This is a genomic window from Achromobacter sp. 77 (genome assembly GCF_020541125.1).
GTDB classification, from domain to species: Bacteria; Pseudomonadota; Gammaproteobacteria; order Burkholderiales; family Burkholderiaceae_B; genus Achromobacter; species Achromobacter mucicolens.
Genome location: NZ_CP059848.1, coordinates 5780749 through 5806885 on the forward strand (window position 1 = coordinate 5780749; position 26137 = coordinate 5806885).

Below are 26137 nucleotides of genomic sequence, written 5' to 3' on the forward strand. Positions count from 1 at the left end.
AAGTGCGAGACAAAAAAAAACGGCAAGGGTTTTGGCCCTTGCCGTTTTATATCAGAACGGCGAACCGTTCCGAGGTGCAGCTTTCACTTAGATGATACGTGCGGCTTCAACCAGACGCACCACGCGCCACGACTTCGAGCGCGAGATGGGACGGCCTTCAGCGATTTCAACCGTATCGCCTTCGTTGTACTGGTTCGATTCATCGTGCGCCTTGTACTTCGCGGAACGCATGATGATCTTGCCGAAGATGGGGTGCTTGACGCGGCGCTCAACCAGAACGACGACAGTCTTGTCCATCTTGTTGCTGACGACCTTGCCAACCAGCGTGCGCTGGCGCTTGGCCACTTGGGTGTTTTGAGTTTCGCTCATCTTTATTTCCCTGCCTTCTCGGTCAGCAAGGTGCGGACGCGAGCGATGTCGCGGCGCACGTTGCGCAGCTGGCTGGTGTTGGCCAGTTGCTGCGTGGCTTTCTGCATGCGCAGACCGAATTGTGCCTTCAGCAGGCTTTCGAGCTCTTTGCCGAGCTCGGCGGCGTCTTTCGAACGGAGTTCGCTAGCTTTCATGTTAGTACTCCTTAAGCACCGATATGACGCGCGACGAACGTGGTCGAAATCGGCAGCTTGGCAGCGGCCAGGCGGAAAGCTTCACGCGCGAGCTCTTCGCTAACCCCTTCCATTTCGTAGAGCACCTTGCCGGGCTGGATTTCAGCAACCCAGTACTCCGGGTTGCCCTTACCGTTACCCATACGGACTTCGGCAGGCTTCTGCGAGATGGGCTTATCCGGGAAAATGCGAATCCAGATACGGCCGCCACGCTTGATATGACGATTGATGGCGCGACGAGCAGCTTCGATCTGACGAGCGGTCAGACGGCCACGGCCGGTAGCCTTCAGGCCGAACTCGCCGAACGACACGTGGGTACCACGGGTCGCCAGACCGGTGTTGCGGCCCTTCTGCTCTTTGCGATACTTTCTGCGGGAGGGTTGCAGCATGGTTATTCTCCTTCAGGCGCCGGAGCAGCATCCGCCTTGCGGGGAGCGCGGCCACGACCACCCGGACGACCGGTGCGAGCACCGTCCGGACGATCGCCACGCGGAGCGCGGCGCGGACGACGTTCTTCTTCACGCGGGGCTGCGGTTTCCGGCGGCAATTCGCCGTTAGCCAGCATGTCGCCCTTGTAGACCCAGACCTTGATGCCGATCACGCCGTACGTGGTGTGGGCTTCGGAGGTGCCGTAGTCGATGTTGGCCTTGAGGGTGTGCAGCGGCACACGGCCTTCGCGATACCACTCGGTGCGAGCAATTTCGATACCGTTCAGACGGCCCGAGCTCATGATCTTGATGCCTTGGGCACCCAGACGCATGGCGTTCTGCATCGCGCGCTTCATGGCGCGGCGGAACATGATGCGCTTCTCGAGCTGTTGCGAGATCGAGTCGGCGATCAGTTGAGCATCGGTTTCCGGCTTGCGGATTTCTTCGATGTTGACGTGCACGGGCACGCCCATCAGACGCTGCAGATCAGCCTTCAGGCTTTCGATGTCTTCGCCGCGCTTGCCGATCACCACGCCCGGACGAGCCGAGTAGACGGTGATGCGGGCATTCTTGGCGGGACGCTCGATGATCACGCGACCAACGGAGGCGCTCTTGAGCTTCTTCTTCAGGTACTCGCGAACGCGAATGTCTTCGGCCAGCATCGAGCCGAAGGCCTTGTCGTCGGCGAACCAACGCGAGGACCAATTACGGGTGACCGCGAGACGGAACCCAGTGGGGTGAATTTTCTGACCCATCGTGACTCCTTAAGCTCCGACCTTGACCGTGATGTGGCAGGTCTGCTTCTCGATACGGTTGCCGCGGCCCTTGGCGCGAGCGGAGAAGCGCTTCATCGACTGAGCCTTGTCCACAAAAATCGTGGTGACTTTCAGTTCGTCGATGTCGGCGCCGTCGTTGTGCTCGGCGTTGGCGATGGCGGACTCGACAGCCTTCTTCAGGATGACGGCAGCCTTCTTCGGCGAGAAGGTGAGGATTTCCAGGGCACGGCCGACCTTCTGGCCACGGATCAGGTCCGCAACCAAACGGGTCTTCTGTGCGGAGATGTGAACCCCACGGATAATGGCAGTAGTTTCCATCGCTTACCTCTTCGCCTTCTTGTCCGCGGCGTGACCCTTGAACGTACGGGTCAGCGCGAACTCGCCCAGCTTGTGACCGACCATGTTCTCGTTGATGTACACGGGAACATGCTGCTTGCCGTTGTGCACAGCGATCGTCAGACCGATGAACTCGGGCAGGATCGTGGAACGACGCGACCAGGTCTTGATCGGCTTCTTGTCTTTGCCCGCGACGGCCGTGTCCACCTTTTTGATCAGGTGAGCATCGACAAACGGGCCTTTCTTGATCGAACGTGACATAGTGTTCGCCTCTTACTTGCGCTTGCGCCGTTGGACGATCATATTGTTCGTCCGCTTGTTGCGACGGGTCTTGTAACCCTTCGACGGAGTGCCCCACGGGCTGACCGGCTCGCGTGCTTCACCGGTACGGCCTTCACCGCCACCGTGCGGGTGATCCACCGGGTTCATGGCAACGCCACGAACGGTCGGGCGGATACCGCGCCAACGCATTGCACCGGCCTTGCCGATTTGGCGCAGGCTGTGTTCTTCGTTACCGACTTCACCGATGGTGGCGCGGCATTCGATGTGCACACGGCGGACTTCACCCGAGCGCAGACGCACCTGAGCGTAGATGCCTTCGCGAGCCAGCAGGACGGCGGAAGCGCCGGCCGAGCGGACCATCTGGGCACCCTTGCCGGGGAGCATTTCGACGCAGTGGATCGTCGTACCGACCGGGATATTGCGGATCGGCAGCGTGTTGCCAGCGCGGATCGGAGCATCGGTGCCCGACAGCACGGTTGCACCGACTTCCAGGCCACGGGGAGCGATGATGTAACGACGTTCGCCGTCGGCGTAGCACAACAGAGCGATGTGCGCCGTACGGTTGGGGTCATATTCCAGACGCTCGACCTTTGCCGGGATGCCGTCCTTATCGCGACGGAAGTCGACGATACGGTAGTGCTGCTTGTGACCACCGCCACGATGACGGATCGTGATGTGACCGTTGTTGTTACGGCCAGAACCACGGGTCTTCTTTTCGAGCAGCGGCGCGTAGGGCTCACCCTTGTGCAGGTTCGGGCTGACAACCTTCACCATGCCACGGCGGCCAGCCGAAGTCGGCTTAACTTTTACGAGGGCCATTTACTTCACCTCCGCAAAGTCGATTTCCTGGCCGTCCTTGAGCGAGACGTAGGCCTTGCGCTCATTGCGGCGGCGGCCAACGAATCGGCCAAAGCGCTTGACTTTGCCCTTACGGTTGAGGACCTGCACGGACTCGACCTGCACCTTGAAGAGCAGTTCGACGGCAGCCTTGATTTCCGGCTTGGTAGCGTCAGCCACGACACGGAAAGCGACTTGCTGATTCTTCTCAGCGACGAACGTGGCCTTTTCGGTCACGATCGGAGCCAGAATGACTTGCATCAAGCGTTCAGCGTTCATCCCAGCATCTCCTCGAGTTGAGCGATGGCCGGCTTGGTGATCAGCACTTTCTTGTAGTGGACCAGCGACAACGGATCGGCATAACGGGGCTCGACAACGGCAACGTGCGGCAGGTTGCGGGTGGCGAGGTAAACATTTTCATCGACGCTGTCGGTGATGATCAGGACCGAGTCCAGACCCAGGCTCTTCAGCTTTGCAGCGGCTGCCTTGGTCTTGGGCGATTCCAGATCAAACGATTCAACGACGGCGATGCGGTCTTCGCGAGCGAGCTGCGACAGGATCGAACGGATCCCGGCGCGGTACATCTTCTTGTTGACCTTCTGGCTGAAGTTCTCTTCGGGCGAGTTCGGGAAAGTCCGACCACCGCCACGCCACAGCGGCGACGAAGTCATACCGGCGCGAGCGCGGCCGGTACCCTTTTGACGCCAGGGCTTCTTGGTGGAGTGCTTGACTTCCGTACGGTCCTTCTGAGCACGATTGCCGGAGCGCGCGTTGGCTTGGAAAGCCACGACGATCTGGTGAATCAGCGCTTCGTTGAAGTCACGGCCGAAGATCGTGTCGGGCGCGCTGAACGTAGCAGCGGCCTGACCTTGGTCGTTCAGGAGCTTGAGATCCATTTACTTACGCTCCCTTCTTGGCCGGGGCCTTGATGGCCGGGCGCACAACGATGTCGGCGCCAGCGTGGCCGGGGACAGCGCCCTTGACCAGCAGCAGGCCGCGCTCAACGTCAACGCGAACGACGTCGAGGTTTTGAACGGTGCGGGTGACGTCACCCAGGTGACCAGCCATGCGCTTACCCGGGAAAATACGACCCGGATCCTGAGCTTGACCAATCGAGCCGGGAACGCGGTGCGAACGGGAGTTACCGTGCGACGCGCGCTGCGAACCGAAGTTGTGACGCTTGATGGTACCGGCAAAGCCCTTACCAATGGTCGTGCCCGTGACGTCGACCTGTTGGCCGGCTTCGAACACGGATTCCACGGCGATCACGGAACCGGCCGAAAATTCAGCGGCGCGAGCGGGATCAAGGCGGAATTCTTTGAGGATGCTACCGGCTTCAGCGCCGGCTTTGGCGTAGTGGCCCGTTTGCGGCTGAGCCACACGCGAGGCACGACGAGTGCCATAAGCCACCTGGATAGCGGCGTAGCCGTCGGTTTCCAGCGACTTAACTTGGGTCACGCGGTTGTTGGACACGTCCAGCACGGTCACCGGGATGGATTCACCTTCCTCGGTAAAAATGCGGGTCATGCCGACCTTGCGACCCACCAGCCCCAGCCGGTGAGCGGCGGGCGTGGGTGTCGAATTCGACATCGTTTTCTCCATTCCCGACTGCGATTGGTCGGGGCTAATCAGGCAAAAGGTAACGGCCTTTGCCCTACGACTATGTTCAACCTGGACTTGGCGCGCCGTCCTCGAACTGCAGGGCGGTTTTCGCTTTATCCATAGTTAGACTTGCCACAAAATGGCAAGCTTCGCATATTAGCATGTTTTTTCTAAGCGGCACAAGCACTTAGCGGATTCAAGGCATGCCGCGGTGGGCATTTTTGCGACGGTTTGCGTGCCCGGATCCGCGCGCAGGTACGCGCACGGCCTGGTGGCCCACATTCCACGAGAGTGAGCGCCTGCTCACTTGGACCTCAGGAGCCGCAAAACAAAATGGCCGCATTCCCGAGGGAGTGCGGCCATTTTTGACGTACCTGCCGGCGAAGGTAGCAGGTCCGCAGCGTCTTACTGCAACGCGATTTCGACGTCGACGCCGGCCGGCAGGTCCAGACGCATCAGGGCGTCAACGGTCTTGTCGGTGGGATCAACGATGTCCATCAGGCGCTGATGGGTACGGATTTCGAACTGGTCACGCGACGTCTTGTTGACGTGCGGCGAACGCAGGACGTCATAGCGACGGATACGCGTGGGCAGCGGCACCGGACCGCGGACGACAGCGCCCGTGCGCTTGGCGGTGTCGACGATTTCGGCGGCCGATTGATCGATCAGCTTGTAATCGAAGGCTTTCAAGCGGATGCGGATCTTTTGGTTTTTCATGGCGTTTCCTAAAGAACGAGATGCGAGGGCGGGATCACGCCCTCGCTGGTTGGGTGCTGCTTAGTAGATCCGAATTACTTCAGGATCTTGGCGACGACGCCGGCGCCGACGGTACGACCGCCTTCACGGATGGCGAAACGCAGACCTTCTTCCATGGCGATCGGGGCCAGCAGCTTGACGGTCATCGTCACGTTGTCGCCCGGCAGAACCATTTCCTTGTCGGCCGGCAGGTCGATCGTGCCCGTCACGTCCGTCGTGCGGAAGTAGAACTGGGGACGATAGCCGTTGAAGAACGGGGTGTGGCGGCCGCCTTCTTCCTTGGACAGGATGTACACCTCGGACGTGAAGTCCGTGTGCGGGGTGATCGAGCCCGGCTTGGCCAGAACTTGGCCGCGCTGGACGTCTTCACGCTTGGTGCCGCGCAGCAGGATGCCCACGTTGTCGCCAGCTTGACCTTGGTCCAGCAGCTTGCGGAACATTTCCACGCCCGTGCAGGTCGTCTTGACCGTCGGAACGATACCGACGATTTCGATTTCTTCGCCGACCTTGATGATGCCGCGTTCGATACGGCCGGTCACCACGGTGCCGCGACCCGAGATCGAGAACACGTCTTCAACCGGCATCAGGAACGCGCCGTCGATGGCACGCTCAGGCGTCGGGATGTACGAATCCAGCGCGGCAGCCAGGGCCAGGATGGCCTGTTCGCCCAGTTCGCCCTTGTCGCCTTCCAGCGCCAGCTTGGCCGAACCCTTGACGATCGGGGTGTCGTCGCCCGGGAAGTCGTACTTGGACAGCAGTTCGCGAACTTCCATTTCCACCAGCTCGAGCAGCTCGGCGTCGTCAACCATGTCAGCCTTGTTCAGGAAGACGATGATGTACGGCACGCCAACCTGGCGGCTCAGCAGGATGTGCTCGCGCGTTTGCGGCATGGGGCCGTCAGCGGCCGACACGACCAGGATCGCGCCGTCCATCTGGGCAGCGCCCGTGATCATGTTCTTGACGTAGTCGGCGTGGCCCGGGCAGTCAACGTGCGCGTAGTGACGCGTTTCCGTTTCGTACTCGACGTGAGCCGTGTTGATGGTAATGCCGCGTGCCTTTTCTTCAGGAGCTGCATCGATCTGGTCGTAGCCCTTGGCTTCGCCGCCGAACTTGGTCGACAGAACGGTCGTGATCGCCGCCGTCAACGTCGTTTTGCCGTGGTCAACGTGACCAATCGTACCCACGTTCACGTGCGGCTTGGTACGTTCAAACTTGCCTTTTGCCATGATCTCTATCCTTTGACTTTCAAGGAAACTTGATATCTGCCGGGGCCGTCCGGTTGGACGGACCCGGCAAGGGTTATTTACTTGGCCCGAGCGGCGATGACTTCGTCAGCGACGTTCTTGGGGGCCTCGGAGTAATGCTTGAATTCCATCGTGTACGTGGCACGGCCTTGCGTCAGCGAACGCAGGTTCGTGGCGTAACCGAACATCTCGGCCAGGGGCACTTCGGCCTTGATGGTCTTGCCACCGCCGACCATGTCATCCATGCCTTGGACCATGCCGCGACGCGAGGACAGATCGCCCATCACGGTGCCAGCGTAGTCTTCCGGCGTTTCGACTTCGACGGCCATCATCGGTTCCAGCAGCACGGGGCTAGCCTTGCGCATGCCTTCCTTGAATGCCATCGAACCGGCCATCTTGAACGCGTTTTCGTTCGAGTCCACATCGTGGTACGAACCGAAGAACAGGGTGACCTTGACGTCCACGACCGGGTAGCCGGCCAGGATGCCCGAAGGCAGCGTTTCCTGGATGCCCTTGTCCACCGCGGGGATGTATTCGCGAGGAACCACACCGCCCTTGATGGCGTCGACGAATTCGTAGCCACCGCCAGGAGCGAGGGGCTCGACCTTCAGGACCACGTGACCGTACTGGCCGCGACCGCCCGACTGCTTGACGAACTTGCCTTCGACTTCTTCGCAGACCTTGCGGATCGTTTCGCGGTAGGCCACCTGCGGCTTGCCGACGTTGGCTTCCACGCCGAATTCGCGCTTCATGCGGTCGACCAGAATTTCCAGGTGCAGCTCGCCCATGCCGGAAATGATGGTTTGGCCGGATTCTTCGTCGCTGCGCACGCGGAACGACGGATCTTCCTGAGCCAGACGCGACAGCGCCAGACCCATCTTTTCCTGGTCAGCCTTCGACTTCGGCTCGACGGCCTGCGAAATCACGGGCTCCGGGAAAATCATGCGTTCGAGCAGGATGTGGGAGTCGATGTCGCACAGCGTTTCGCCGGTGGTCACGTCCTTCAGGCCGACCACGGCGGCGATGTCGCCCGCCAACACTTCCTTGATTTCTTCGCGGTTGTTCGCGTGCATCTGCAGAATGCGGCCGATACGTTCCTTCTTGCCCTTGATGGGGTTGTAGACCGTATCGCCCGACTTCAGGACGCCCGAGTACACACGCACGAAGGTCAATTGACCCACGAACGGATCGCTCATCAGCTTGAATGCCAGGGCCGAGAACTTCTCGGAGTCGTCGGCATTGCGCTGGATGGCGTTGCCATCGTCGTCCTGACCGTCGACCGGGGGAATGTCCACGGGCGAAGGCAGGTAGTCGATGACCGCGTCCAGCATGCGCTGCACGCCCTTGTTCTTGAAGGCGGTGCCGCACAGCATCGGCTGGATTTCGCCAGCGATGGTGCGTTGACGGATGGCCAGGTTGATTTCGGCTTCTTCCAAGGAACCCGTTTCCAGGTACTTGTTCATCAGCTCTTCCGACGACTCGGCAGCAGCCTCAACCAGCTTTTCGCGCCATTCGTTCGCCAGACCTTCCAGCTCGGCCGGAACGTCCTTGTAGTCGAACTTGGTGCCTTGGCTGGCTTCGTCCCAAATGATCGCCTTCATCTTGACCAGGTCGACCACGCCTTGGAACGTGTCTTCGGCGCCGATGGGAATGACGATCGGCACGGGATTGGCGCGCAGGCGGTTCTTCAGCTGGTCATAGACCTTGAAGAAGTTGGCGCCGGTGCGGTCCATCTTGTTGACGAAGGCCAGACGCGGCACGCCGTACTTGTTGGCTTGACGCCACACGGTTTCGGACTGGGGCTGAACACCGCCCACCGCGCAGTAGACCATGCAAGCACCGTCCAGGACGCGCATGGAACGTTCCACCTCGATGGTGAAGTCCACGTGTCCCGGGGTGTCGATGATGTTGATGCGGTGCTCGGGGTAGTTGCCGGCCATGCCACGCCAAAACGCCGTCGTAGCAGCCGACGTAATGGTGATGCCACGCTCTTGCTCCTGCTCCATCCAGTCCATGGTGGCTGCGCCATCATGCACTTCGCCAATCTTGTGATTGACGCCGGTGTAAAACAGGATACGTTCGGTCGTGGTGGTCTTCCCTGCATCGATGTGCGCAGAGATACCAATGTTGCGATAGCGCTCGATCGGGGTTTTGCGGGCCATGGTGGATTAATCCTTAAATTACCAGCGGAAATGGCTGAAGGCCTTGTTGGCCTCTGCCATCTTGTGCGTGTCTTCGCGCTTCTTCATCGCGGCGCCACGACCTTCGGAGGCGTCGATCAGTTCGCCAGCAAGACGCAGATCCATCGACTTCTCGCCACGCTTCTTGGCGGCTTCACGGAGCCAACGCATAGCCAGGGCCAGGCGGCGCACGGGGCGCACTTCAACCGGCACTTGGTAGTTGGCACCGCCAACGCGGCGGCTCTTCACTTCGACGATCGGCTTGATGTTGTTGATCGCCAGGCTGAACACCTCGATCGGCTCCTTGCCGGTCTTGGTGGCGACTTGCTCGAGGGCGCCGTAAACGATGCGCTCGGCGACGGCCTTCTTGCCGTCCAGCATGACGACGTTCATGAACTTGGCGAGCTCGACGCTGCCGAACTTGGGATCGGGCAGAATCTCGCGCTTGGGTACTTCGCGACGACGGGGCATTGTTGCTTCCTTGTGTCTGTTCAGTTGAACCGTGTTTCATTACACGGCCATGGCCGCCCATTGGGACGACCCCTTACGTGCCGCGCACCTTCCCATCATCTGGATGGCGCGGTCGCACTTCCCGGGTGACGGACTTCCGTCACGTGGGGGTACTGCTGACTTGTAATTAAGCCTTCTTCGGGCGCTTGGCGCCGTACTTCGAGCGGGCTTGCTTACGGTCCTTGACGCCTTGCAGGTCAAGGGAACCGCGCACGATGTGGTAACGCACACCGGGCAAGTCCTTCACACGGCCGCCACGCACCAGAACCACCGAGTGCTCTTGCAGGTTGTGGCCTTCACCGCCGATGTACGAAATGACTTCGTAACCGTTGGTCAGACGCACTTTGGCAACCTTACGCAGAGCGGAGTTCGGCTTCTTGGGGGTGGTGGTGTACACGCGGGTGCACACGCCGCGGCGTTGCGGGCAGTTTTCGAGCGCGGGGCTCTTGCTTTTGATGATGCTGACTTCGCGCGGCTTGCGCACGAGTTGGCTAATGGTAGGCATGACCTTTGAAATCCCTTTTACGTACCACTGGTAAGTACTTACGTACTCGTCTCCTGGAGCGGGTGAGCTTTCGGAGAAGGCAGTTCGCGCAAAACCGCCTCAAACGTTCAAATACGTAAAAGAGCGGGCTTGCCAACAAACCATGACAAACGCACAAAATCGGGGGCAGCCAGAAAAACAGTTACTACTAGCTGGAGCAAGGACAAAAGGCTCGTGACGCACCTTCGACCATGACCCTGAACTGTCTGCCTGAGCGTGCTGATTTTGCGCGCGAAATAAAGCAGTAAGCCCTTTAGCATAACTGAGATGAAGGGATACTGTCAAAGTTTTTTGTAAGTGTCGCCAAGCCGCGCGTTGCCGGCAAAAGCCGGGCAATTGGCGGCGGCTGACGAAAAATGGGGCCATGTAAGGGACAAACCCAGCATACAAACGCGGCGGAAAGACCTGGCGGCCAACGCCGGCTTGATACCACGGTGCTCGCGGCGCGGCCTGCGAGCAATCCCTGCCCCACGTTCTGGATTGGAGGAGTGTACCCCCTTGCGCGCTCAGCGATCAGTAAATAGATAGCCGCTGCCGTAGACGGTGCGGATCGGCAACACCACGCCTGCTTGCTCGGCCTTGCGCCGCAATCGGCTGACGATGACGTCGATGCTGCGCGCGCTGCTGGCGCGCGCTCCGCCCCCTTCCGCCTGCAGTTCGCTGCCCAGCACGTCGCGGCCCACGGCCTTGCCGGCCACGTTCAGCAAGGCCCGCACGATAAGACGTTCGTTGGCAGACAGGGATAGCGTCACGCCAGTCGGCGCCACCAGCGTCCACCCCTGGTCGCGCAGCTCCCATCGGCCGCTGCCCGTCTCGTGCGCGTCGGCCGGCTCAGCGGTGGCGGGCAGCCGGCGCGCAAGGGCGAGAAGGATGCAGACGAGTTCGCGCGGATCCTGGGGGTCTGGCAGACACGCATCGGCGCCGCTCTGAAGACAGCGCAGGCGGTTATCCACGGACATGTTCTTGCCGACGACCACGATGCCTAGCGGCGCGGAGCCATGCAAGCGGGCGACAAGGGCATAGCCGATGTCACCGGATGCGCCGATATCCAGGACCACGGCGTCGAAGTGCCCGCCGCTGAGCAGGCCAAACAATTCCAGCGTAGTGGAGCAGCCGCGGGCCGAGATGCCGGCCTGCAGCAGCGTGGATACGGACGAACCACGTACGGCTTCGTCCGGAGACATCACAAGTATGCGCAATTGATTCATATCTGTCCCGATCTGCGTTCCCTCCCCTTGCACCGCCTGCTGTGTCGCGGCTGGTGACATCGTTGGAACAGTGTGGCGCTCGATAACGCAACAACTCCAGTCAAGATTCGTCAACTTTGCAATGTTTGACAGTTCTTGCCATAACGTAGCCGCGGGAGGGTTTTCCCGAGTTATCATTCGTTTACATAAATCCGCCCCCTTCGTTTTGCTAGGTCGCCACACGCGCGCCTGCGCAGCCAACTTTCGCGAGAACTCGTCTAATGAAAATCGCGTCGCTGGAAGACGACCTGGATCAGGCTCGGCGCATCCAGCAGGTTCTGACCGCCGCCGGTTATGCTTGCACCAGTTATCACCAAAGCCGCGATCTGCTCGCGGCCTTGCGTACCGAAGCGTTCGACCTGGTGCTGCTGGACTGGCACCTGCCCGATATCGACGGCGACGACGTGGTCCGCTGGTTGCGCACCCATATCGGCGCGCGCATCCCTGTGATTTTCCTGACCAACCGATCGGCCGAAGATGACCTGGTCGAGGGCCTGCGCGCGGGCGCGGACGACTACATCGTCAAACCGATGCGTCCCCTGGAACTGCTGGCCCGGGTCGCGGCTTTGCTGCGCCGCAGCCAGATCGCCGAGCCCGTGGACCAGACCATCGAAGTCGCGCGATACCGTGTCGATCCCGCCGCACGCGTCATTACGCTGGACGACGTGGCCATTACGCTGGCGCCGAAGGAATTCGAACTGGCGCTGCTGTTCTTTCGCAACATTGGGCGGCTGATGTCGCGCGATGTGCTGGCCGAGTGCGTCTGGAACCGGGAAATCCCCGCCACCTCGCGCACGCTGGACACCCACCTGTCGAACATCCGGCAAAAGCTCCAGCTTCGTCCGCAGCACGGTGTGCGGCTGACCTCCTCTTATGCACTTGGCTACCGGCTTGAACTGGTCAGCCCGACCGACGACGGCCAGACCCTTTCGCTGTAGCTGCGTTGCCCGACTCCCTGGAGAATCGTTTGCCATGAGCCGCTTCCGCGCGCTTTGTTTGCTTGTCCTGGTTTCCTGCATCACGCTCACCGCCCCCGCGCGCAGTCAGCCGGCGGGCGCACTGGGCGACGACTTCATCCACCGGGTCCGTCCCGGCGATACGCTGATCGATTTGGCCTCGCGGTACACGCGCAGCCCGACCAACTGGAACCGGCTGCAGACGCTGAACAAGATCGTCACGCCCGAAACGCTGCCCATCGGGTTGGAGCTGCATATTCCGCTGGCCATGATTCCAGTGCGCGACGCGCAGGCGCAGGTGGTGCACGTGAGCGGCCGCGCAGTCCTGAATGGCAAGCCCGTGCAACCCGGCGCGCCCGTGAGCGAAGGCAGCACGCTGGAGACCGCCCCCGACGGCTTCGTCACGCTGCAACTTGCCGACGGATCCCGCCTCACGCTGCCGTCCAGCGGCGCCGTGGACCTTACCCGCCTACGGCAGTTCGAAGGCACCGCGCTGACGGATTCGGTGATCAACGTGCGCCGCGGCAGCGTGGAATCCAGCGTCGCGCCCGCGGGTCAGGGCGTGGGCCGTTTCGAGATCCGCACGCCGGTTGCGGTGACGGGTGTGCGCGGAACGCGCTTTCGCGTGCAGCGCAGCGCGCAGGGCGTGCATAGCGAAGTTTTGCAAGGCAGTGTGCGCCTGCAGGCGCAGGCGCCCGGCGACGCGCCCGCCAAACCGGTCGCGGTGGCGCAAGGGTTCGGCGCCGCGGTGGGCGCCGACGGCGCCATGTCGGGCGTACGTCCACTGCTGGCTGCGCCGCAATTGGGCGAGCCGGTTCGCGCAGGCGGCACGTGGTCGATCCCCTTCGCTCCCGTCGAAGGCGCGCAAAGCTATCTGGTGCGCGTCTCGCACGATGCCGAAGGCCTGCTGCCCGTTTCTTCCGCCAGCTTTCCGACCCCCGACATCCGCTTTTCCGCCCCCGGCCCCGGCACGTTCTACGTATCGGTGCGCGCCGTCGATGCCATCGGCCTTCACGGAACGGATTCGGTCCAGTCGTTCGAGGGCGCCAACATGCTGATGACGTCGTACGGGCTTGGCGTGGCGAGCGGCTCCGGCGGCCTTGTGACGCTGACCGCGTACTGAGGCAACCGCCATGCCCGACGCCGCCGACTCGCTCGACCGGTCCTGGCGGTCCGGCCTGTGGCTGACATTGGCGCTGGCGGCGTTGGCGGCGTTTCTTGGCGCGTTCAACGGCCTGGGCCGTCTGGACCAGGTCTTCTATGACCGCGCGGTCATGCTGACGGGCAGGCCCGCCGACCCGGATATCCTGATCGTGGCGATCGACGACGCCAGCATCGACGCGCTGGGCCGCTGGCCGTGGCGGCGCGCCATCCACGCCGCCCTGCTCGACCGGCTGACCGGCGCGCGCGCCGTGGGATTGGATCTCATCTTTGCGGAACCCGACAAGATCAATGCCGACGACGATGCAATCTTTGCAGACAGCATCCGTCGCAATGGGCATACCGTGCTGCCGGTGGTACTGGACCGCCTGAAGAACCCGACGGCCATCGGATTGCCCATTGCGGAACTGGCGCAAGCGTCCGCTTCCACAGGCTTCATCAATGCGGTCATCGACCCGGACGGCGTCGTGCGCGAAGCCGCCCTCACCGCGCAGTTTGCCGGAGACCGCCGCAACCACCTGGCCATCTCGATGCTGGAAGTTGGCGGCCAAGCCGGCGAGGCGCAACGTCTGCTCAAGCGCGCCGATGCCGACGGCCGCATCCTGATTCCGTATGCGGGTCCTCCCGGCCATGTGCGGACGGTGTCGTACCTTTCGGTGCTGCGCGGCGACCTGCGGCCGGAAGACCTGCGCGGCAAGTATGTGCTCGTGGGTGCGTGGGCCACCGGCCTGGGCGACGATTACCCGACGCCGGTGTCGCACGACGCCAGCGGCATATCGGGCGTGGAGATCGTCGCTAACGTCCTGCAGGCCGCGCGCGACGACATCGCATTCCAGCGGCCGCGGGCTGCGTGGAGCGCGCTGTTCGCGGCGTTGCCGGTGTTGCTGGCCTGCCTGGCCTTGTGGCGTCTGGCGCCCAAGAAGGCGCTGCTCGTCACCCTTGCGCTGCTTGCCGTCATCCCCGCGGCCGCGTGGCTGTTGCTGGCCCACGCCTATCTGTGGTTCGCACCCACCGCGGCGCTGGCGGGCGTGGCGCTGTGCTATCCGCTCTGGAGCTGGCGTAACCAGGAAGCCGCGCTGCGCTATATGGACACGGAGCTGCAGCGTTTGCAGCGCGAGTACCCGCCGATCCTGAACGAAGCCCGCGTGCAGCTTGCCAATCCCGGCGCCTCGCTGGAGAGCCGGGTGGGAGAACTTCGGCGCGCGCTGGCGCGGGTCCGCAACCTGCGGCGGTTCCTGGCTGATGGGCTCGACGGCATGCCCGATGCGACGCTGGTGTTCGACCAGGAAGGCCGCGTGCGATTTCGCAACCAGGCCGCCATCATGTTCTTCCAGCAGCTGGGCATTCGTCCGCCGCGCATCGGCCGGCCGGCGGCGCATCTGCTTGAACACACCCTTGCCGACGACGCTGCGCGGGTGCGCGTGGCCGACGCGCTGAGCGGCCGTCACCCGGCCGATGCGGCTTCGCCCTGGAGCGCGGACCTGGAAGTGCGCGACCGGGCAGGCCGCGACCTGATCCTGAAATGCGCCCCCATCCACACGGCCGAGGGCCAGTTCGCGGGCACGGTGGCCACGCTGACCGACATTTCCAACATCCGTCAGGCCGAGCGGCAGCGCGAAGAGACGTTGCGCTTCATCTCGCATGACATGCGCGCGCCGCAAAGCTCGATCCTCGCATTGGTGGAACTGGCGCAGGAAGGCGGGCAGCAGGAAGTTCGGCACGACACGCTCGCGCGCATTGCGCTGCTGGCCAACCGCACGCTCAGGCTGGTCGACGACTTCGTGCATCTGACCCGCGCCGAATCGATGCCGATCAGCACCATCGAACTGGATCTGGGCGGGTTGCTGCAGGACGCCGTCGACGATCTCTGGCCGTCCGCCAGCAAGCGCGGCATCGCATTGGAAGCCAGCACGCCGCTACCGGTCGCCTACACGCGCGGCGAGCAGACGCTGCTGATGCGCGCGCTGTGCAATCTGGTCGACAACGCCATCAAATACAGCGCGAGCGGCACGCGTGTCGATTGCAGCATCGATGAGCAGCACGGCTTCTGGTGCGTGCGCATCAAGGACCAGGGTCAGGGCATCGCGGCGCAGGACGTGGCCCGGCTGTTCGAGCCCTTCGCCCGTGTCGGCGCCGACAATCGCGACGACGTTGGCGGTGCGGGGCTGGGACTGGCATTCGTGCATACCGTGGCCGGACGGCACGGCGGGCGAATCGAAGTGCAGAGCGAGCTCGGCGCAGGCTCCGAATTCATCCTGCACCTGCCAAAGGTGTAGGTCGCGATCCTATTGGAAGGTGTGCGAGATGACCGCGGGCTTGCCCGGCCTGACCTCGAGCGTCATGCGAAAGGGCGGCAGGTCTGCGTTGCGCACGACCACCTGATACTTGCCCGGAATCAGCTTGAGCTCCTTGACGGGCGGACTGATTCCCCGCGCCACGCCGTTGATCCAGACTTCGCCCCAGGGGCGGATGTCCACCCGCACGGTGACCGGCACCGGCTTGGGCTTGGGCGCCTCTTCGGCAACCGAAGCTGCCGGCGCGGTTTCCTGCGCCGTGGGCGCGGGCGGCGGCTCGGCGGCACTTGGCGAATCCGCCTGCGTGCGCGCAGACGGCGAACCCGGGCCGGCGGCCGGGCCAGTTGCGGTTGCTTGGCCCCCAGCGGCGGCGCCGGCCGTCAAGGGCGGCAGGTCGGCGGGCGCTTGCGATACCGCCGGCGCGGGTTTTGGCGTGGGTGTGGGCGTGGGCGCGGACACTGGCGCGGCAGGCTGCGGCAAGGGATGCACGACGGGCGGATTAGGCTGTACGACTTCCGAGCGGGTAATCAGCGCATTGGGACTGCCCTTGCCCCAATGGAACCACGCATAGATGCCCGCGCCGATCAGCGCGAGGATCAGCAGCCAGAACAGCAGCGGACCGCGCCGGCGGGCGGGCTCGCGCCGTTGCGCGAAACCGGCCACGGGAGGCGGCTTGGCCGTCTCGACCGATTCGTCTTCCGGCTCGGCCGGTTCGTCGTAGGCGGCCACGCCGAGCAGGCTGGCCAGCTCCGCCAACGACTGCGGGCGCGCCCTGGTGTCCATCGCCAGGCCGGCATCGATGACCCGCAGGAAGTCCTGTCCGTACTTGGGCAGTCCCATGTCGGCCAGCGCTTCGTATTCGTCGTGGGCACGGCGCTCGGGCGCCGGCGGCGGCCGGCTGCCAATCACGAGCGCGTACGCCACGGCGCACAAGGAATAGATGTCGGTCCATGGTCCGCGCGGCCATTCCACAGAATCCGTGTACAGCTCGAACGGCGCGAAGCCCGCTGCCGGCGTCCTGCTGGCCCGGCGCGAGCGCGCCACCACCAGTTCGGGCAGCAGATGCGCCCGCGCGCCTTCATCCATGCCCACGGTTTCGAGCGAGATGTCGCCGCAGATTTCCCCTTGCGCATGCAAAGCGATAAGCGAAGGCAGAAGGTCGGACAGGAGCCGCTTGATGCGCGATTCCGGCACCCCGCCCGCCGCGCTGGCAGCAATGGCGCTCAATGGGCGAAGCGCCAACGGCGCAGCGCCTGAAAAGGGGCCACGCGGCGTCAACAAGCCGGCGGGTGTAGACATCATCGAAGCTGCGCAGACGCGCCAATAACAGGTTCAGGGGCTATTTAGGCGGAATATTATCCAATCCGCAACGGCAGGACATTGCCGAAAATGTCCGAGCGCATCAGGCTGTGGCACGATAGCGTACCGCGTCACCATCCTACATCTTTGGAAGCCATGAAAATTCGCATCCTGAGCAGTCTGCTTGGCGTATCGGCCCTGTTGGCCGGTTGCACGGGCATCTCCAAATTGCAACCCGAGAGCCCTCCAACGGCCGAAGCCCTGGCCGAGCTGCAGCAGGTGCGCGACCAGTACAGCGCCGGGCGCTACGGCGAAGTCATCCGCGGCGTCGCCCGTTCCGACACCCTGGCCACCTCATCCAAAGCGGTACGCATCGAGGCCTACAAGCTTCAGGCGTTCAGCTACTGCGTCACGCAATATACGCAGCTCTGCGAGGACAGCTTCGCGCGCATCCTGGTTCTGGATCCGGCCTTCGAACTGGCGCCCAACGAAGCTGGCCATCCCGTCTGGGGGCCGGCCTTCCAGCGCGCCCGCGCCCAGACGGCCAAGTAGTCCTGCCGCACCCTTTCTCTCGCAAGTAAAAAGGCCGCTGATTTTCATCAGCGGCCTTTGTATTCTCAGGCTTGCCCGCGAACCTCGCGGGGCAAGCCTGCCGGAGACTTCCGCTTATTCGGCGGAATCCTCGGTACCCACGTCGGAAGCAGGCGTCTCGGCGTCCGAGCCCACCGTGACCGGCGCGTCCTCGAACGGGTTGGCCTGCTGGCGGGCGGCTTCGCGTTCCGCGGCCTCCAGCAGTTCCTTGTCGCGGCGTGCGTGGTGGTAAGCCAGGCCGGTACCCGCCGGGATGAGGCGGCCGACGATGACGTTTTCCTTCAAGCCGCGCAGGTCGTCGCGCTTGCCCATGATGGCAGCTTCGGTCAGGACCCGGGTGGTTTCCTGGAACGAGGCGGCCGAGATGAACGAGTCGGTCGACAGCGAGGCCTTCGTGATACCCAGCAGCACGTTGTCGTACGTGGCCGGACGCAGGTCGGCAGCCGTGACGCGGTCGTTCTCGTTCAGCAGCTCGGAGCGCTCGACCTGCTCGCCCGGGATGAACTCGGTATCGCCCGCATCGACGATGTTCACACGGCGCAGCATCTGACGAACAATCACTTCGATGTGCTTGTCGTTGATCTTCACGCCCTGCAGACGGTAAACGTCCTGCACTTCGTCGACGATGTACGTCGCCAGCTTCTCGATGCCTTGCAGGCGCAGGATGTCGTGGGGATCGGCCGGGCCGTCCACGATCATTTCGCCCTTGTTCACCACCTGGCCGTCGTGCACCAGAACCTGCTTTTCCTTCGGAATCAGGAACTCGTGGCTCACGCCTTCCAGGTCGGTGATGACCAGACGCTGCTTGCCCTTGGTGTCCTTGCCGAACGAAACCGTACCGGTGACGTCGGCGAGCATGCCGGCGTCCTTCGGCGAACGGGCTTCGAACAGTTCGGCCACACGCGGCAGACCGCCGGTAATGTCGCGGGTCTTTTGCGATTCTTGCGGAATACGCGCCAGAACTTCACCCACGGCAACCTGCTGGCCGTCGCGCACCGTGATCAGCGCGCCCACCGGGAACGAGATGTTCACCGAGTGATCGGTGCCGGCGATCTTGACGTCTTCGCCGTTCTCGTTGACCAGCTTGATCTGCGGACGCATGACGATCTTGCCGCCACGGGTCTTGGGCGTGATGACGACGAGCGTCGACAGGCCGGTGACTTCGTCCACCTGCTTGGCAACGGTCACGCCTTCTTCGATGTTCTCGAAGCGGACGGCGCCGCCGTATTCCGACACGATCGGACGGGTCAGCGGATCCCACGTCGCCAGGCGCGCGCCGGCCTTCACGGCCTCGCCATCGCCCACCAGCACGGTCGCGCCGTACGGGATCTTGTGGCGTTCGCGTTCGCGGCCGTTGTCGTCGAAGATCGCCAGTTCGCCCGAGCGCGAGATCGCGACACGTTCGCCCTTGGCGTTCGTGACGTAACGCATCGTGCTGGCAAAGCCGACCGTACCGGTCGACTTCGTTTCCACCGCGCTGGCCAGCGCCGAACGCGACGCCGCACCACCGATGTGGAACGTACGCATCGTGAGCTGCGTGCCCGGTTCACCGATGGACTGAGCCGCGATGACGCCGACGGCTTCGCCCTGGTTGACGGACGAACCGCGGCCCAGGTCACGGCCATAGCAATGCGCGCACAGACCATGACGCGTTTCGCAGGTCAGCGGCGTGCGGACCTTGACTTCGTCCACGCCGATGCGGTCGATGGTATCGACCAGGTCTTCGTCCAGCAGGGTGCCGGCGACGATGGCCGTTTCCTGCGTGTCCGGATTGACGATGTCCACGGCAGCCACGCGGCCCAGGATACGGTCGCGCAACGGTTCGATGACTTCACCGCCTTCGACCAGGGCCTTCATGTTGTAGCCCTGCGAAGTGCCGCAGTCGTCTTCCGTAATGACCAGATCCTGCGTCACGTCGACCAGACGGCGGGTCAGGTAACCCGAGTTCGCGGTCTTCAGTGCCGTGTCGGCCAGACCCTTACGCGCACCGTGAGTGGAGATGAAGTACTGGAGTACGTTCAGGCCTTCACGGAAGTTCGCGGTAATGGGCGTTTCGATAATCGAGCCGTCCGGCTTGGCCATCAGGCCGCGCATGCCGGCGAGCTGGCGGATCTGGGCGGCCGAACCGCGGGCGCCCGAGTCAGCCATCATGTAGATGGAGTTGAACGATTCCTGGCGCACTTCCTCGCCGTGACGGTTGGTCACGGGCTCGGTGGCCAGTTGTTCCATCATCGCCTTGCCGACCTTGTCGCCAGCCTTGCCCCAGATGTCCACAACGTTGTTGTAGCGCTCTTGGGACGTGACCAGACCCGACGAGTACTGCTTGTCGATTTCCTTCACTTCGCGGCTGGCTTCGGCCAGGATGCCTTCCTTGGCGGTCGGGATCAGCATGTCGCCCATGGCGATCGAGATACCGCCGCGCGTGGCCAGGCGGAAGCCCGACTGCATCAGCTTGTCGGCGAAGATCACCGTGTCGCGCAGGCCGCAGCGGCGGAACGACTGGTTGATCAGACGCGAGATTTCCTTCTTCTTCAGCGCCTTGTTCAGGACGGTGAAGGGCAGGCCCTTGGGCAGGATCTCGGACAGCAGCGCGCGGCCGACCGTCGTCTCGTGACGGCGGATGACCGGTTGCCATTCGCCGTTCTCGTCGCGCTCGTGTTCCTTCAGGCGCACGGTGATACGGCTTTGCAGCTCGACTTCGTTGTTGTCGTAGGCGCGCTGGACTTCAGCGACGTCCATGAAGAAGATGCCTTCGCCACGGCCGTTGATGCGCTCGCGAGTCGTGTAGTACAGACCCAGCACGATGTCCTGCGACGGCACGATCGACGGTTCGCCGTTGGCGGGGAACAGCACGTTGTTCGAGGCCAGCATCAGCGTACGCGCTTCCAGCTGGGCTTCCAGCGACAGCGGCACGTGAACAGCCATCTGGTCACCGTCGAAGTCGGCGTTGAACGCCGCGCAAACCAGCGGGTGCAGCTGGATCGCCTTGCCTTCGATCAGCACCGGCTCGAACGCCTGGATGCCCAGACGGTGCAGCGTCGGCGCACGGTTCAGCATGACCGGGTGTTCGCGGATGACTTCTTCCAGGATGTCCCAGACCACCGGTTCCTGGCTTTCGACCAGTTTCTTGGCAGCCTTGATGGTCGTGGCCAGGCCCATCATCTCCAGACGATTGAAGATGAACGGCTTGAACAGTTCCAGGGCCATCAGCTTGGGCAGGCCGCACTGATGCAGCTTGAGCTGCGGACCCACCACGATGACCGAACGGCCCGAGTAGTCGACGCGCTTGCCCAGAAGGTTCTGACGGAAACGACCGCTCTTGCCCTTGATCATGTCGGCCAGCGACTTCAACTGGCGCTTGTTGGCGCCCGTCATGGCCTTGCCACGGCGGCCGTTGTCCAGCAGCGAGTCGACAGCTTCCTGCAGCATGCGCTTTTCGTTGCGCAGGATGATCTCAGGCGCCTTGAGCTCCAAGAGACGCTTCAGGCGGTTGTTGCGGTTGATGACGCGGCGGTACAGGTCGTTCAGGTCGGAGGTCGCGAAGCGGCCGCCGTCCAGCGGCACCAGCGGACGCAGGTCCGGCGGCAGCACGGGCAGCACTTCCATGACCATCCACTCGGCCTTGATGCCGGACTTCTGGAAGCCTTCCAGCACCTTCAGGCGCTTGGAGATCTTCTTGATCTTGGCTTCCGAGCTGGTGGCCTTCAGTTCGCCGCGCAGCGTTTCCACTTCGCGATCGATGTCGATGGTGCGCAGCAGTTCACGCACGGCTTCAGCGCCCATCAGGGCACGGAAGTCGTCGCCGTATTCCTCGGTCTTGGCCAGGAAATCGTCGTCCGACATGATCTGGCCGCGCTTGAGCGGCGTCATGCCGGGTTCGATCACGCACCAGGCTTCGAAGTACAGCACGCGTTCGATGTCGCGCAGGGTCATGTCGAGCACCATGCCCAGACGCGACGGCAGGCTCTTCAGGAACCAGATGTGCGCGACGGGGCTGGCCAACTCGATGTGGCCCATGCGTTCACGGCGAACCTTGGCGACGGTGACTTCAACGCCGCACTTTTCGCAGATCACGCCACGGTGCTTCAGGCGCTTGTACTTGCCGCACAGGCACTCGTAGTCCTTGATCGGGCCAAAGATCTTGGAGCAGAACAGACCGTCACGCTCAGGCTTGAACGTGCGGTAGTTGATGGTCTCGGGCTTGCGAACTTCGCCGTAGGACCACGAACGGATCTTCTCGGGCGAGGCGATGCCGATCTTGATGGCATCGAACTGCTCGTCTTGCGAGACTTGCTTAAAGAGGTCGAGTAGCGCTTTCATTAGTTACGCTCCAAATCCATGTCCAGGGCCAACGAGCGGATTTCCTTGACCAGAACGTTGAACGATTCCGGCATGCCGGCATCGATCACGTGGTCGCCCTTGACGATGTTCTCGTAAACCTTGGTACGACCGTTGATGTCGTCCGACTTCACCGTCAGCATTTCCTGCAGGGTGTAGGCGGCGCCGTATGCTTCCAGCGCCCACACTTCCATTTCCCCGAAACGCTGGCCGCCGAACTGCGCCTTGCCGCCCAGCGGCTGCTGCGTGACCAGCGAGTACGGGCCGGTGGAACGGGCGTGCATCTTGTCGTCGACCAAGTGGTGCAGCTTCAGGTAGTGCATGTAGCCGACAGTCACGGGGCGTTCGAACTGCTCGCCCGTGCGGCCGTCGAACAGCCATGCCTGCGTACGCGAAGGCGTCAGCGCCATGCGTTCGGCGACGTCGTCCGGATAGGCCAGTTCCAGCATCTTGGTGATTTCCTCTTCGGTGGCGCCGTCGAAGACGGGCGTCGCGAACGGCACGCCGTTCTTGAGGTTCTGGGCCATTTCCATGACTTCGTCATCGGTCAGCTCGTCGATGCGCGCGCCGGTGCCGGTCGTGTTGTAGACCTTGTCCAGGTAGGCGCGGACGTTCTTGACCTGCGCCGTGCGCTCGTCACGCAGCATGTCGGCGATGCGATGGCCAACACCCTTGGCAGCCCAGCCCAAGTGAACTTCCAGCACCTGGCCGACGTTCATCCGCGAGGGCACGCCCAGCGGGTTCAGAACGATGTCGGCCGGCGTGCCGTCAGCCATGTGGGGCATGTCTTCCACCGGGGTGATGCGCGACACGACGCCCTTGTTGCCGTGACGGCCTGCCATCTTGTCGCCAGGCTGCAGACGACGCTTCACGGCCAGGTAGACCTTGATCATCTTCAGCACGCCCGGGGGCAGCTCGTCGCCCTGCGTCAGCTTCTTGCGCTTCTCTTCGAAGGCCAGATCGAACTGGTGACGCTTCTGCTCGAGCGATTCCTTGGCCTGTTCCAGCACGACGGCGTGCGGCTCGTCGGCCAGACGGATGTCGAACCACTGCCAGCGATCCAGATCGGCCAGGTAGGCCTTGGTGATCGTCGCGCCCTTGGCCAGCTTGCGCGGGCCGCCGTTGACGGTCTTGTTGATCAGCATCTTCTCGATACGATCGAACTGGTCGTTTTCAACGATGCGCAGCTGGTCGTTCAGGTCCTGGCGATAGCGGCGCAGTTCATCGTCGATGATGGACTGGGCGCGCTTGTCGCGCACGATGCCTTCACGCGTGAACACCTGCACGTCGATCACGGTGCCGGTCATGCCCGAGGGCACGCGCAGCGAGGTGTCCTTAACGTCGGACGCCTTTTCACCGAAGATGGCGCGCAGCAGCTTTTCTTCCGGCGTCAGCTGGGTTTCGCCCTTGGGCGTGACCTTGCCGACCAGCACGTCGTCGGCGCTGACTTCGGCGCCGATGTAGGTGATGCCGGAATCGTCCAGACGGTTCAACTGCGTTTCAGCCAGGTTGCTGATGTCGCGGGTGATTTCTTCCGGTCCGAGCTTCGTATCGCGGGCGACAACGGTCAGTTCCTCGATGTGCACCGAGGTGTAGCGGTCATCCGCCACGACCTTTTCGGAGATCAGGATCGAGTCTTCGAAGTTGTAGCCGTTCCAGGGCATGAACGCGATCAGCATGTTCTGACCCAGGGCGAGTTCGCCCAGGTCGGTCGATGCGCCGTCAGCCAGCACGTCGCCCTTGGCAACGCGGTCGCCACGCTTGACGATCGGACGCTGGTTGATGTTCGTGTTCTGGTTGGAACGCGTGTACTTGATCAGGTTGTAGATGTCGACGCCCACTTCGCCGGCGACGTTTTCTTCGTCGTTCACGCGAATCACGACGCGCTCGGCGTCGACGTGGTCGACCAGACCGCCACGCAGCGCCTGCACGGTGGTGCCCGAGTCAACGGCCACGGTGCGCTCGATACCCGTACCCACGACCGGCTTTTCCGGACGCAGGCAAGGCACGGCCTGGCGTTGCATGTTGGCGCCCATCAGTGCGCGGTTCGCGTCGTCGTGTTCCAGGAACGGAATCAGCGAGGCAGCAACCGACACGATCTGCGACGGGGCAACGTCCATGTAGTGCACGTTGGCCGGGGCGGTCAGCATCGTTTCGCCAGCTTCACGGCAAGCGACCAGGTCGTCCACGAAACGGCCTTCTTCGTCGAGCGCGGCGTTGGCCTGCGCGATGACGTAGTGGCTTTCTTCGATGGCCGACAGGTAATCGATCTGCTCGCTGACGCGGCCGTCGATGATCTTGCGGTAAGGCGTTTCCAGGAAACCGTACTCGTTCAAGCGAGCGTACAGCGCCATGGAGTTGATCAGACCGATGTTCGGGCCTTCCGGCGTTTCGATCGGGCAGACACGGCCGTAGTGGGTCGGGTGCACGTCGCGGACTTCAAAGCCGGCGCGCTCGCGGGTCAGACCGCCCGGGCCCAGTGCGGAAACACGACGCTTGTGCGTGATTTCCGACAGCGGGTTGGTCTGGTCCATGAACTGCGAGAGCTGGCTCGAACCGAAGAACTCCTTGATGGCAGCCGAGATCGGCTTGGAGTTGATCAGGTCGTGCGGCATCAGGTTTTCGGTCTCGGCCTGGCCCAGACGTTCCTTGACGGCGCGCTCGACGCGCACGAGGCCCGCGCGGAACTGGTTTTCGGCCAGTTCGCCCACGCAACGCACGCGGCGGTTGCCCAAGTGATCGATGTCGTCGATCTGGCCACGGCCGTTACGCAGCTCAACCAGCACCTTGATGGTTTCAAGGATGTCTTCGTTGGTCAGCGTCATCGGGCCGGTGATGTCCTCACCACGGCCCAGACGGCTGTTGACCTTCATGCGGCCGACGCGCGACAGGTCGTACGTCTCTTCGCTGTAGAACAGACGCTGGAACAGCGCTTCCACCGCTTCTTCGGTGGGCGGCTCGCCAGGACGCATCATGCGGTAGATGGCAACGCGCGCGGCCATCTGGTCGGCGGTTTCATCGGTGCGCAGCGTTTGCGAGATGTACGGACCGCGGTCCAGATCGTTCGTGTAGAGCGCCTGGAACTCGTGCACGTTGGCGGCGCGCAGGGCGCCGAGCACGCTTTCCGTGATTTCGTCGTTGGCGTTGGCGATGACTTCGCCGGTATCTTCGTCAACGATGTTCTTGGCCAGCACACGGCCGTACAGGAAATCTTCCGGCACGGAGATGCGCTGGATGCCGCCGGCAGCCAGGTCGCGCAGGTGCTTGGCGTTGATGCGCTTGTCCTTCTCGACGATCACCTTGCCCGAACGGTCGGCGATGTCGAAACGGGCCATTTCGCCCTTCCAACGCTCAGGCACGAATTCCATCATCGCGCCTTCGCTCTTCAGTTCGAAGTTGTCGAAGTCGAAGAAGTTGGCCAGGATGGTTTCCGGCGTCATGCCGATGGCCTTGCACAGGATCGTGACAGGCATCTTGCGGCGGCGGTCGACGCGGAAGAACAGGACGTCCTTCGGGTCGAATTCAAAGTCCAGCCACGAGCCGCGGTAAGGAATCACGCGGGCCGAGAACAGGAGCTTGCCGGAGCTGTGCGTCTTGCCGCGGTCGTGTTCGAAGAACACGCCAGGCGAGCGGTGCAGCTGCGAAACGATGACACGCTCCGTGCCGTTGATGACGAAGGAACCCGTGCCCGTCATGAGCGGAATTTCGCCCATGTAGACTTCCTGTTCCTTCACTTCCTTCACGGTGGGCTTGCTGACTTCGCGGTCAAGCAGCACCAGGCGGACCTTGGCTCGCAGGGGCGAGGCATAGGTCAGGCCACGTTGCTGACATTCCTTGACATCGAACACCGGTTCGCCGAGCACATAGCTCACGAACTCCAAGCGCGCCATACCGTTGTGACTAACGATCGGGAAAATCGACGAAAACGCCGCCTGCAAACCGTCGGCTACGCGTTCGGACGGGGCGGTATCCGCCTGCAGGAAAGTTAGGTAGGATTGAAGCTGTGTCGCCAAAAGGAAAGGAACGTTTTGAACGTCTTCACGCTTGGCGAAGCTTTTGCGGATGCGCTTTTTTTCGGTGTACGAGTAAGGCATGAGCACTCCGACTCGAGGTTGCATGGGCCGTCAACCACGGCCCCAGGTGATACGACTCCA

General features: G+C 62.8%; 23 protein-coding genes. 4 read left to right on the forward strand and 19 right to left on the reverse strand.

All coding sequences use genetic code 11. From position 1 onward, the window contains the following. Nucleotides 1–87: 87 nt before the first annotated feature. The 16 genes from rpsQ to H4P35_RS26810 all read right to left on the reverse strand — a co-directional run bounded on the left by rpsQ (nt 88) and on the right by H4P35_RS26810 (nt 11305). On the reverse strand, nt 88–369 hold the full coding sequence (gene rpsQ, locus H4P35_RS26735) for a 30S ribosomal protein S17 (RefSeq protein WP_006216549.1): 282 nt from the start codon (nt 367–369) through the stop codon (nt 88–90). Nucleotides 370–371: 2 nt separating this feature from the next. Then, nucleotides 372–563, reverse strand: coding sequence for a 50S ribosomal protein L29 (gene rpmC / locus H4P35_RS26740; RefSeq protein WP_003806912.1), 192 nt, complete (start codon nt 561–563; stop codon nt 372–374). An 11-nt stretch (nt 564–574) separates the two neighbouring features. Next, nucleotides 575–991, reverse strand: coding sequence for a 50S ribosomal protein L16 (rplP, locus tag H4P35_RS26745; RefSeq protein ID WP_006389610.1), 417 nt, complete (start codon nt 989–991; stop codon nt 575–577). A 2-nt stretch (nt 992–993) separates the two neighbouring features. Continuing rightward, nucleotides 994–1785, reverse strand: a complete 792-nt coding sequence (gene rpsC, locus H4P35_RS26750; protein WP_008168950.1) for a 30S ribosomal protein S3 — start codon at nt 1783–1785, stop codon at nt 994–996. 9 nt (nt 1786–1794) lie between these two features. Continuing rightward, entirely contained in the window at nt 1795–2124 is a 330-nt protein-coding gene (rplV, locus tag H4P35_RS26755) for a 50S ribosomal protein L22 (RefSeq protein ID WP_006227021.1), read from the reverse strand. 3 nt (nt 2125–2127) lie between these two features. Next, on the reverse strand, nt 2128–2403 hold the full coding sequence (gene rpsS, locus H4P35_RS26760; RefSeq protein ID WP_006216555.1) for a 30S ribosomal protein S19: 276 nt from the start codon (nt 2401–2403) through the stop codon (nt 2128–2130). 12 nt (nt 2404–2415) lie between these two features. Next, nucleotides 2416–3243: a 50S ribosomal protein L2 gene (gene rplB / locus H4P35_RS26765; protein ID WP_226847604.1), complete on the reverse strand. Its 828-nt coding sequence runs from the start codon at nt 3241–3243 to the stop codon at nt 2416–2418. Beyond that, the gene (gene rplW, locus H4P35_RS26770) at nt 3244–3540 is read right to left on the reverse strand and encodes a 50S ribosomal protein L23 (RefSeq protein WP_006216557.1); all 297 of its coding nucleotides are present in this window, start codon (nt 3538–3540) and stop codon (nt 3244–3246) included. Then, nucleotides 3537–4157: a 50S ribosomal protein L4 gene (gene rplD, locus H4P35_RS26775; protein ID WP_008168948.1), complete on the reverse strand. Its 621-nt coding sequence runs from the start codon at nt 4155–4157 to the stop codon at nt 3537–3539. Before rplD ends, rplW begins: the two co-directional genes overlap by 4 nt. A 4-nt stretch (nt 4158–4161) precedes the next feature. Next, nucleotides 4162–4851: a 50S ribosomal protein L3 gene (gene rplC / locus H4P35_RS26780; RefSeq protein WP_056327035.1), complete on the reverse strand. Its 690-nt coding sequence runs from the start codon at nt 4849–4851 to the stop codon at nt 4162–4164. A gap of 417 nt (nt 4852–5268) precedes the next feature. Further along, entirely contained in the window at nt 5269–5580 is a 312-nt protein-coding gene (gene rpsJ, locus H4P35_RS26785) for a 30S ribosomal protein S10 (protein ID WP_003806903.1), read from the reverse strand. A gap of 74 nt (nt 5581–5654) precedes the next feature. Further along, entirely contained in the window at nt 5655–6845 is a 1191-nt protein-coding gene (gene tuf, locus H4P35_RS26790; protein ID WP_062839263.1) for an elongation factor Tu, read from the reverse strand. Nucleotides 6846–6922: 77 nt separating this feature from the next. Beyond that, complete coding sequence (gene fusA, locus H4P35_RS26795; protein ID WP_056320702.1) at nt 6923–9025, reverse strand: elongation factor G; 2103 nt, start codon at nt 9023–9025, stop codon at nt 6923–6925. Between the two features lie 18 nt (nt 9026–9043). After that, nucleotides 9044–9514 (reverse strand): 30S ribosomal protein S7, encoded by a 471-nt coding sequence (rpsG, locus tag H4P35_RS26800; RefSeq protein ID WP_006389600.1) that lies wholly within the window; start codon nt 9512–9514, stop codon nt 9044–9046. A 166-nt stretch (nt 9515–9680) separates the two neighbouring features. After that, nucleotides 9681–10058 (reverse strand): 30S ribosomal protein S12, encoded by a 378-nt coding sequence (gene rpsL, locus H4P35_RS26805; protein WP_005017264.1) that lies wholly within the window; start codon nt 10056–10058, stop codon nt 9681–9683. A 545-nt stretch (nt 10059–10603) separates the two neighbouring features. Then, on the reverse strand, nt 10604–11305 hold the full coding sequence (locus tag H4P35_RS26810; RefSeq protein WP_226847605.1) for a response regulator transcription factor: 702 nt from the start codon (nt 11303–11305) through the stop codon (nt 10604–10606). A 260-nt stretch (nt 11306–11565) separates the two neighbouring features. Here H4P35_RS26810 and H4P35_RS26815 point away from each other — a divergent pair, with 260 nt between their 5' ends. The 3 genes from H4P35_RS26815 to H4P35_RS26825 are packed head-to-tail and all read left to right on the forward strand — an operon-like array spanning nt 11566 to nt 15737. Next, complete coding sequence (locus H4P35_RS26815) at nt 11566–12282, forward strand: response regulator transcription factor (protein WP_223573695.1); 717 nt, start codon at nt 11566–11568, stop codon at nt 12280–12282. Nucleotides 12283–12316: 34 nt separating this feature from the next. After that, a complete protein-coding gene (locus tag H4P35_RS26820; protein WP_226847606.1) occupies nt 12317–13423 on the forward strand; it encodes a FecR domain-containing protein in 1107 nt (368 codons plus the stop codon). A 10-nt stretch (nt 13424–13433) separates the two neighbouring features. Then, on the forward strand, nt 13434–15737 hold the full coding sequence (locus H4P35_RS26825; RefSeq protein WP_226847607.1) for a CHASE2 domain-containing protein: 2304 nt from the start codon (nt 13434–13436) through the stop codon (nt 15735–15737). Nucleotides 15738–15746: 9 nt separating this feature from the next. Here the strand turns inward: H4P35_RS26825 and H4P35_RS26830 are convergent, their stop codons facing one another. Then, nucleotides 15747–17054: a serine/threonine protein kinase gene (locus H4P35_RS26830; RefSeq protein ID WP_226847608.1), complete on the reverse strand. Its 1308-nt coding sequence runs from the start codon at nt 17052–17054 to the stop codon at nt 15747–15749. Nucleotides 17055–17210: 156 nt separating this feature from the next. Here H4P35_RS26830 and H4P35_RS26835 point away from each other — a divergent pair, with 156 nt between their 5' ends. Then, nucleotides 17211–17606, forward strand: a complete 396-nt coding sequence (locus H4P35_RS26835; protein WP_056320715.1) for a TssQ family T6SS-associated lipoprotein — start codon at nt 17211–17213, stop codon at nt 17604–17606. A gap of 114 nt (nt 17607–17720) precedes the next feature. Here the strand turns inward: H4P35_RS26835 and rpoC are convergent, their stop codons facing one another. Both rpoC and rpoB read right to left on the reverse strand, forming a co-directional pair. Further along, nucleotides 17721–21965: a DNA-directed RNA polymerase subunit beta' gene (gene rpoC / locus H4P35_RS26840; RefSeq protein WP_056320718.1), complete on the reverse strand. Its 4245-nt coding sequence runs from the start codon at nt 21963–21965 to the stop codon at nt 17721–17723. Further along, entirely contained in the window at nt 21965–26077 is a 4113-nt protein-coding gene (gene rpoB, locus H4P35_RS26845) for a DNA-directed RNA polymerase subunit beta (protein ID WP_142052175.1), read from the reverse strand. The genes rpoC and rpoB overlap by 1 nt, the downstream gene beginning before the upstream one ends. Nucleotides 26078–26137: the final 60 nt, after the last annotated feature.

Excerpts from the sequence above, each read along its gene's own strand:
- rpsQ (WP_006216549.1), bottom strand. The coding sequence starts at position 369 with ATGAGCGAAACTCAAAACACCCAAGTGGCCAAGCGCCAGCGCACGCTG.
- rpmC (WP_003806912.1), bottom strand. The coding sequence starts at position 563 with ATGAAAGCTAGCGAACTCCGTTCGAAAGACGCCGCCGAGCTCGGCAAA.
- rplP (WP_006389610.1), bottom strand. The coding sequence starts at position 991 with ATGCTGCAACCCTCCCGCAGAAAGTATCGCAAAGAGCAGAAGGGCCGC.
- rpsC (WP_008168950.1), bottom strand. The coding sequence starts at position 1,785 with ATGGGTCAGAAAATTCACCCCACTGGGTTCCGTCTCGCGGTCACCCGT.
- rplV (WP_006227021.1), bottom strand. The coding sequence starts at position 2,124 with ATGGAAACTACTGCCATTATCCGTGGGGTTCACATCTCCGCACAGAAG.
- rpsS (WP_006216555.1), bottom strand. The coding sequence starts at position 2,403 with ATGTCACGTTCGATCAAGAAAGGCCCGTTTGTCGATGCTCACCTGATC.
- rplB (WP_226847604.1), bottom strand. The coding sequence starts at position 3,243 with ATGGCCCTCGTAAAAGTTAAGCCGACTTCGGCTGGCCGCCGTGGCATG.
- rplW (WP_006216557.1), bottom strand. The coding sequence starts at position 3,540 with ATGAACGCTGAACGCTTGATGCAAGTCATTCTGGCTCCGATCGTGACC.
- rplD (WP_008168948.1), bottom strand. The coding sequence starts at position 4,157 with ATGGATCTCAAGCTCCTGAACGACCAAGGTCAGGCCGCTGCTACGTTC.
- rplC (WP_056327035.1), bottom strand. The coding sequence starts at position 4,851 with ATGTCGAATTCGACACCCACGCCCGCCGCTCACCGGCTGGGGCTGGTG.
- rpsJ (WP_003806903.1), bottom strand. The coding sequence starts at position 5,580 with ATGAAAAACCAAAAGATCCGCATCCGCTTGAAAGCCTTCGATTACAAG.
- tuf (WP_062839263.1), bottom strand. The coding sequence starts at position 6,845 with ATGGCAAAAGGCAAGTTTGAACGTACCAAGCCGCACGTGAACGTGGGT.
- fusA (WP_056320702.1), bottom strand. The coding sequence starts at position 9,025 with ATGGCCCGCAAAACCCCGATCGAGCGCTATCGCAACATTGGTATCTCT.
- rpsG (WP_006389600.1), bottom strand. The coding sequence starts at position 9,514 with ATGCCCCGTCGTCGCGAAGTACCCAAGCGCGAGATTCTGCCCGATCCC.
- rpsL (WP_005017264.1), bottom strand. The coding sequence starts at position 10,058 with ATGCCTACCATTAGCCAACTCGTGCGCAAGCCGCGCGAAGTCAGCATC.
- H4P35_RS26810 (WP_226847605.1), bottom strand. The coding sequence starts at position 11,305 with ATGAATCAATTGCGCATACTTGTGATGTCTCCGGACGAAGCCGTACGT.
- H4P35_RS26815 (WP_223573695.1), top strand. The coding sequence starts at position 11,566 with ATGAAAATCGCGTCGCTGGAAGACGACCTGGATCAGGCTCGGCGCATC.
- H4P35_RS26820 (WP_226847606.1), top strand. The coding sequence starts at position 12,317 with ATGAGCCGCTTCCGCGCGCTTTGTTTGCTTGTCCTGGTTTCCTGCATC.
- H4P35_RS26825 (WP_226847607.1), top strand. The coding sequence starts at position 13,434 with ATGCCCGACGCCGCCGACTCGCTCGACCGGTCCTGGCGGTCCGGCCTG.
- H4P35_RS26830 (WP_226847608.1), bottom strand. The coding sequence starts at position 17,054 with ATGTCTACACCCGCCGGCTTGTTGACGCCGCGTGGCCCCTTTTCAGGC.
- H4P35_RS26835 (WP_056320715.1), top strand. The coding sequence starts at position 17,211 with ATGAAAATTCGCATCCTGAGCAGTCTGCTTGGCGTATCGGCCCTGTTG.
- rpoC (WP_056320718.1), bottom strand. The coding sequence starts at position 21,965 with ATGAAAGCGCTACTCGACCTCTTTAAGCAAGTCTCGCAAGACGAGCAG.
- rpoB (WP_142052175.1), bottom strand. The coding sequence starts at position 26,077 with ATGCCTTACTCGTACACCGAAAAAAAGCGCATCCGCAAAAGCTTCGCC.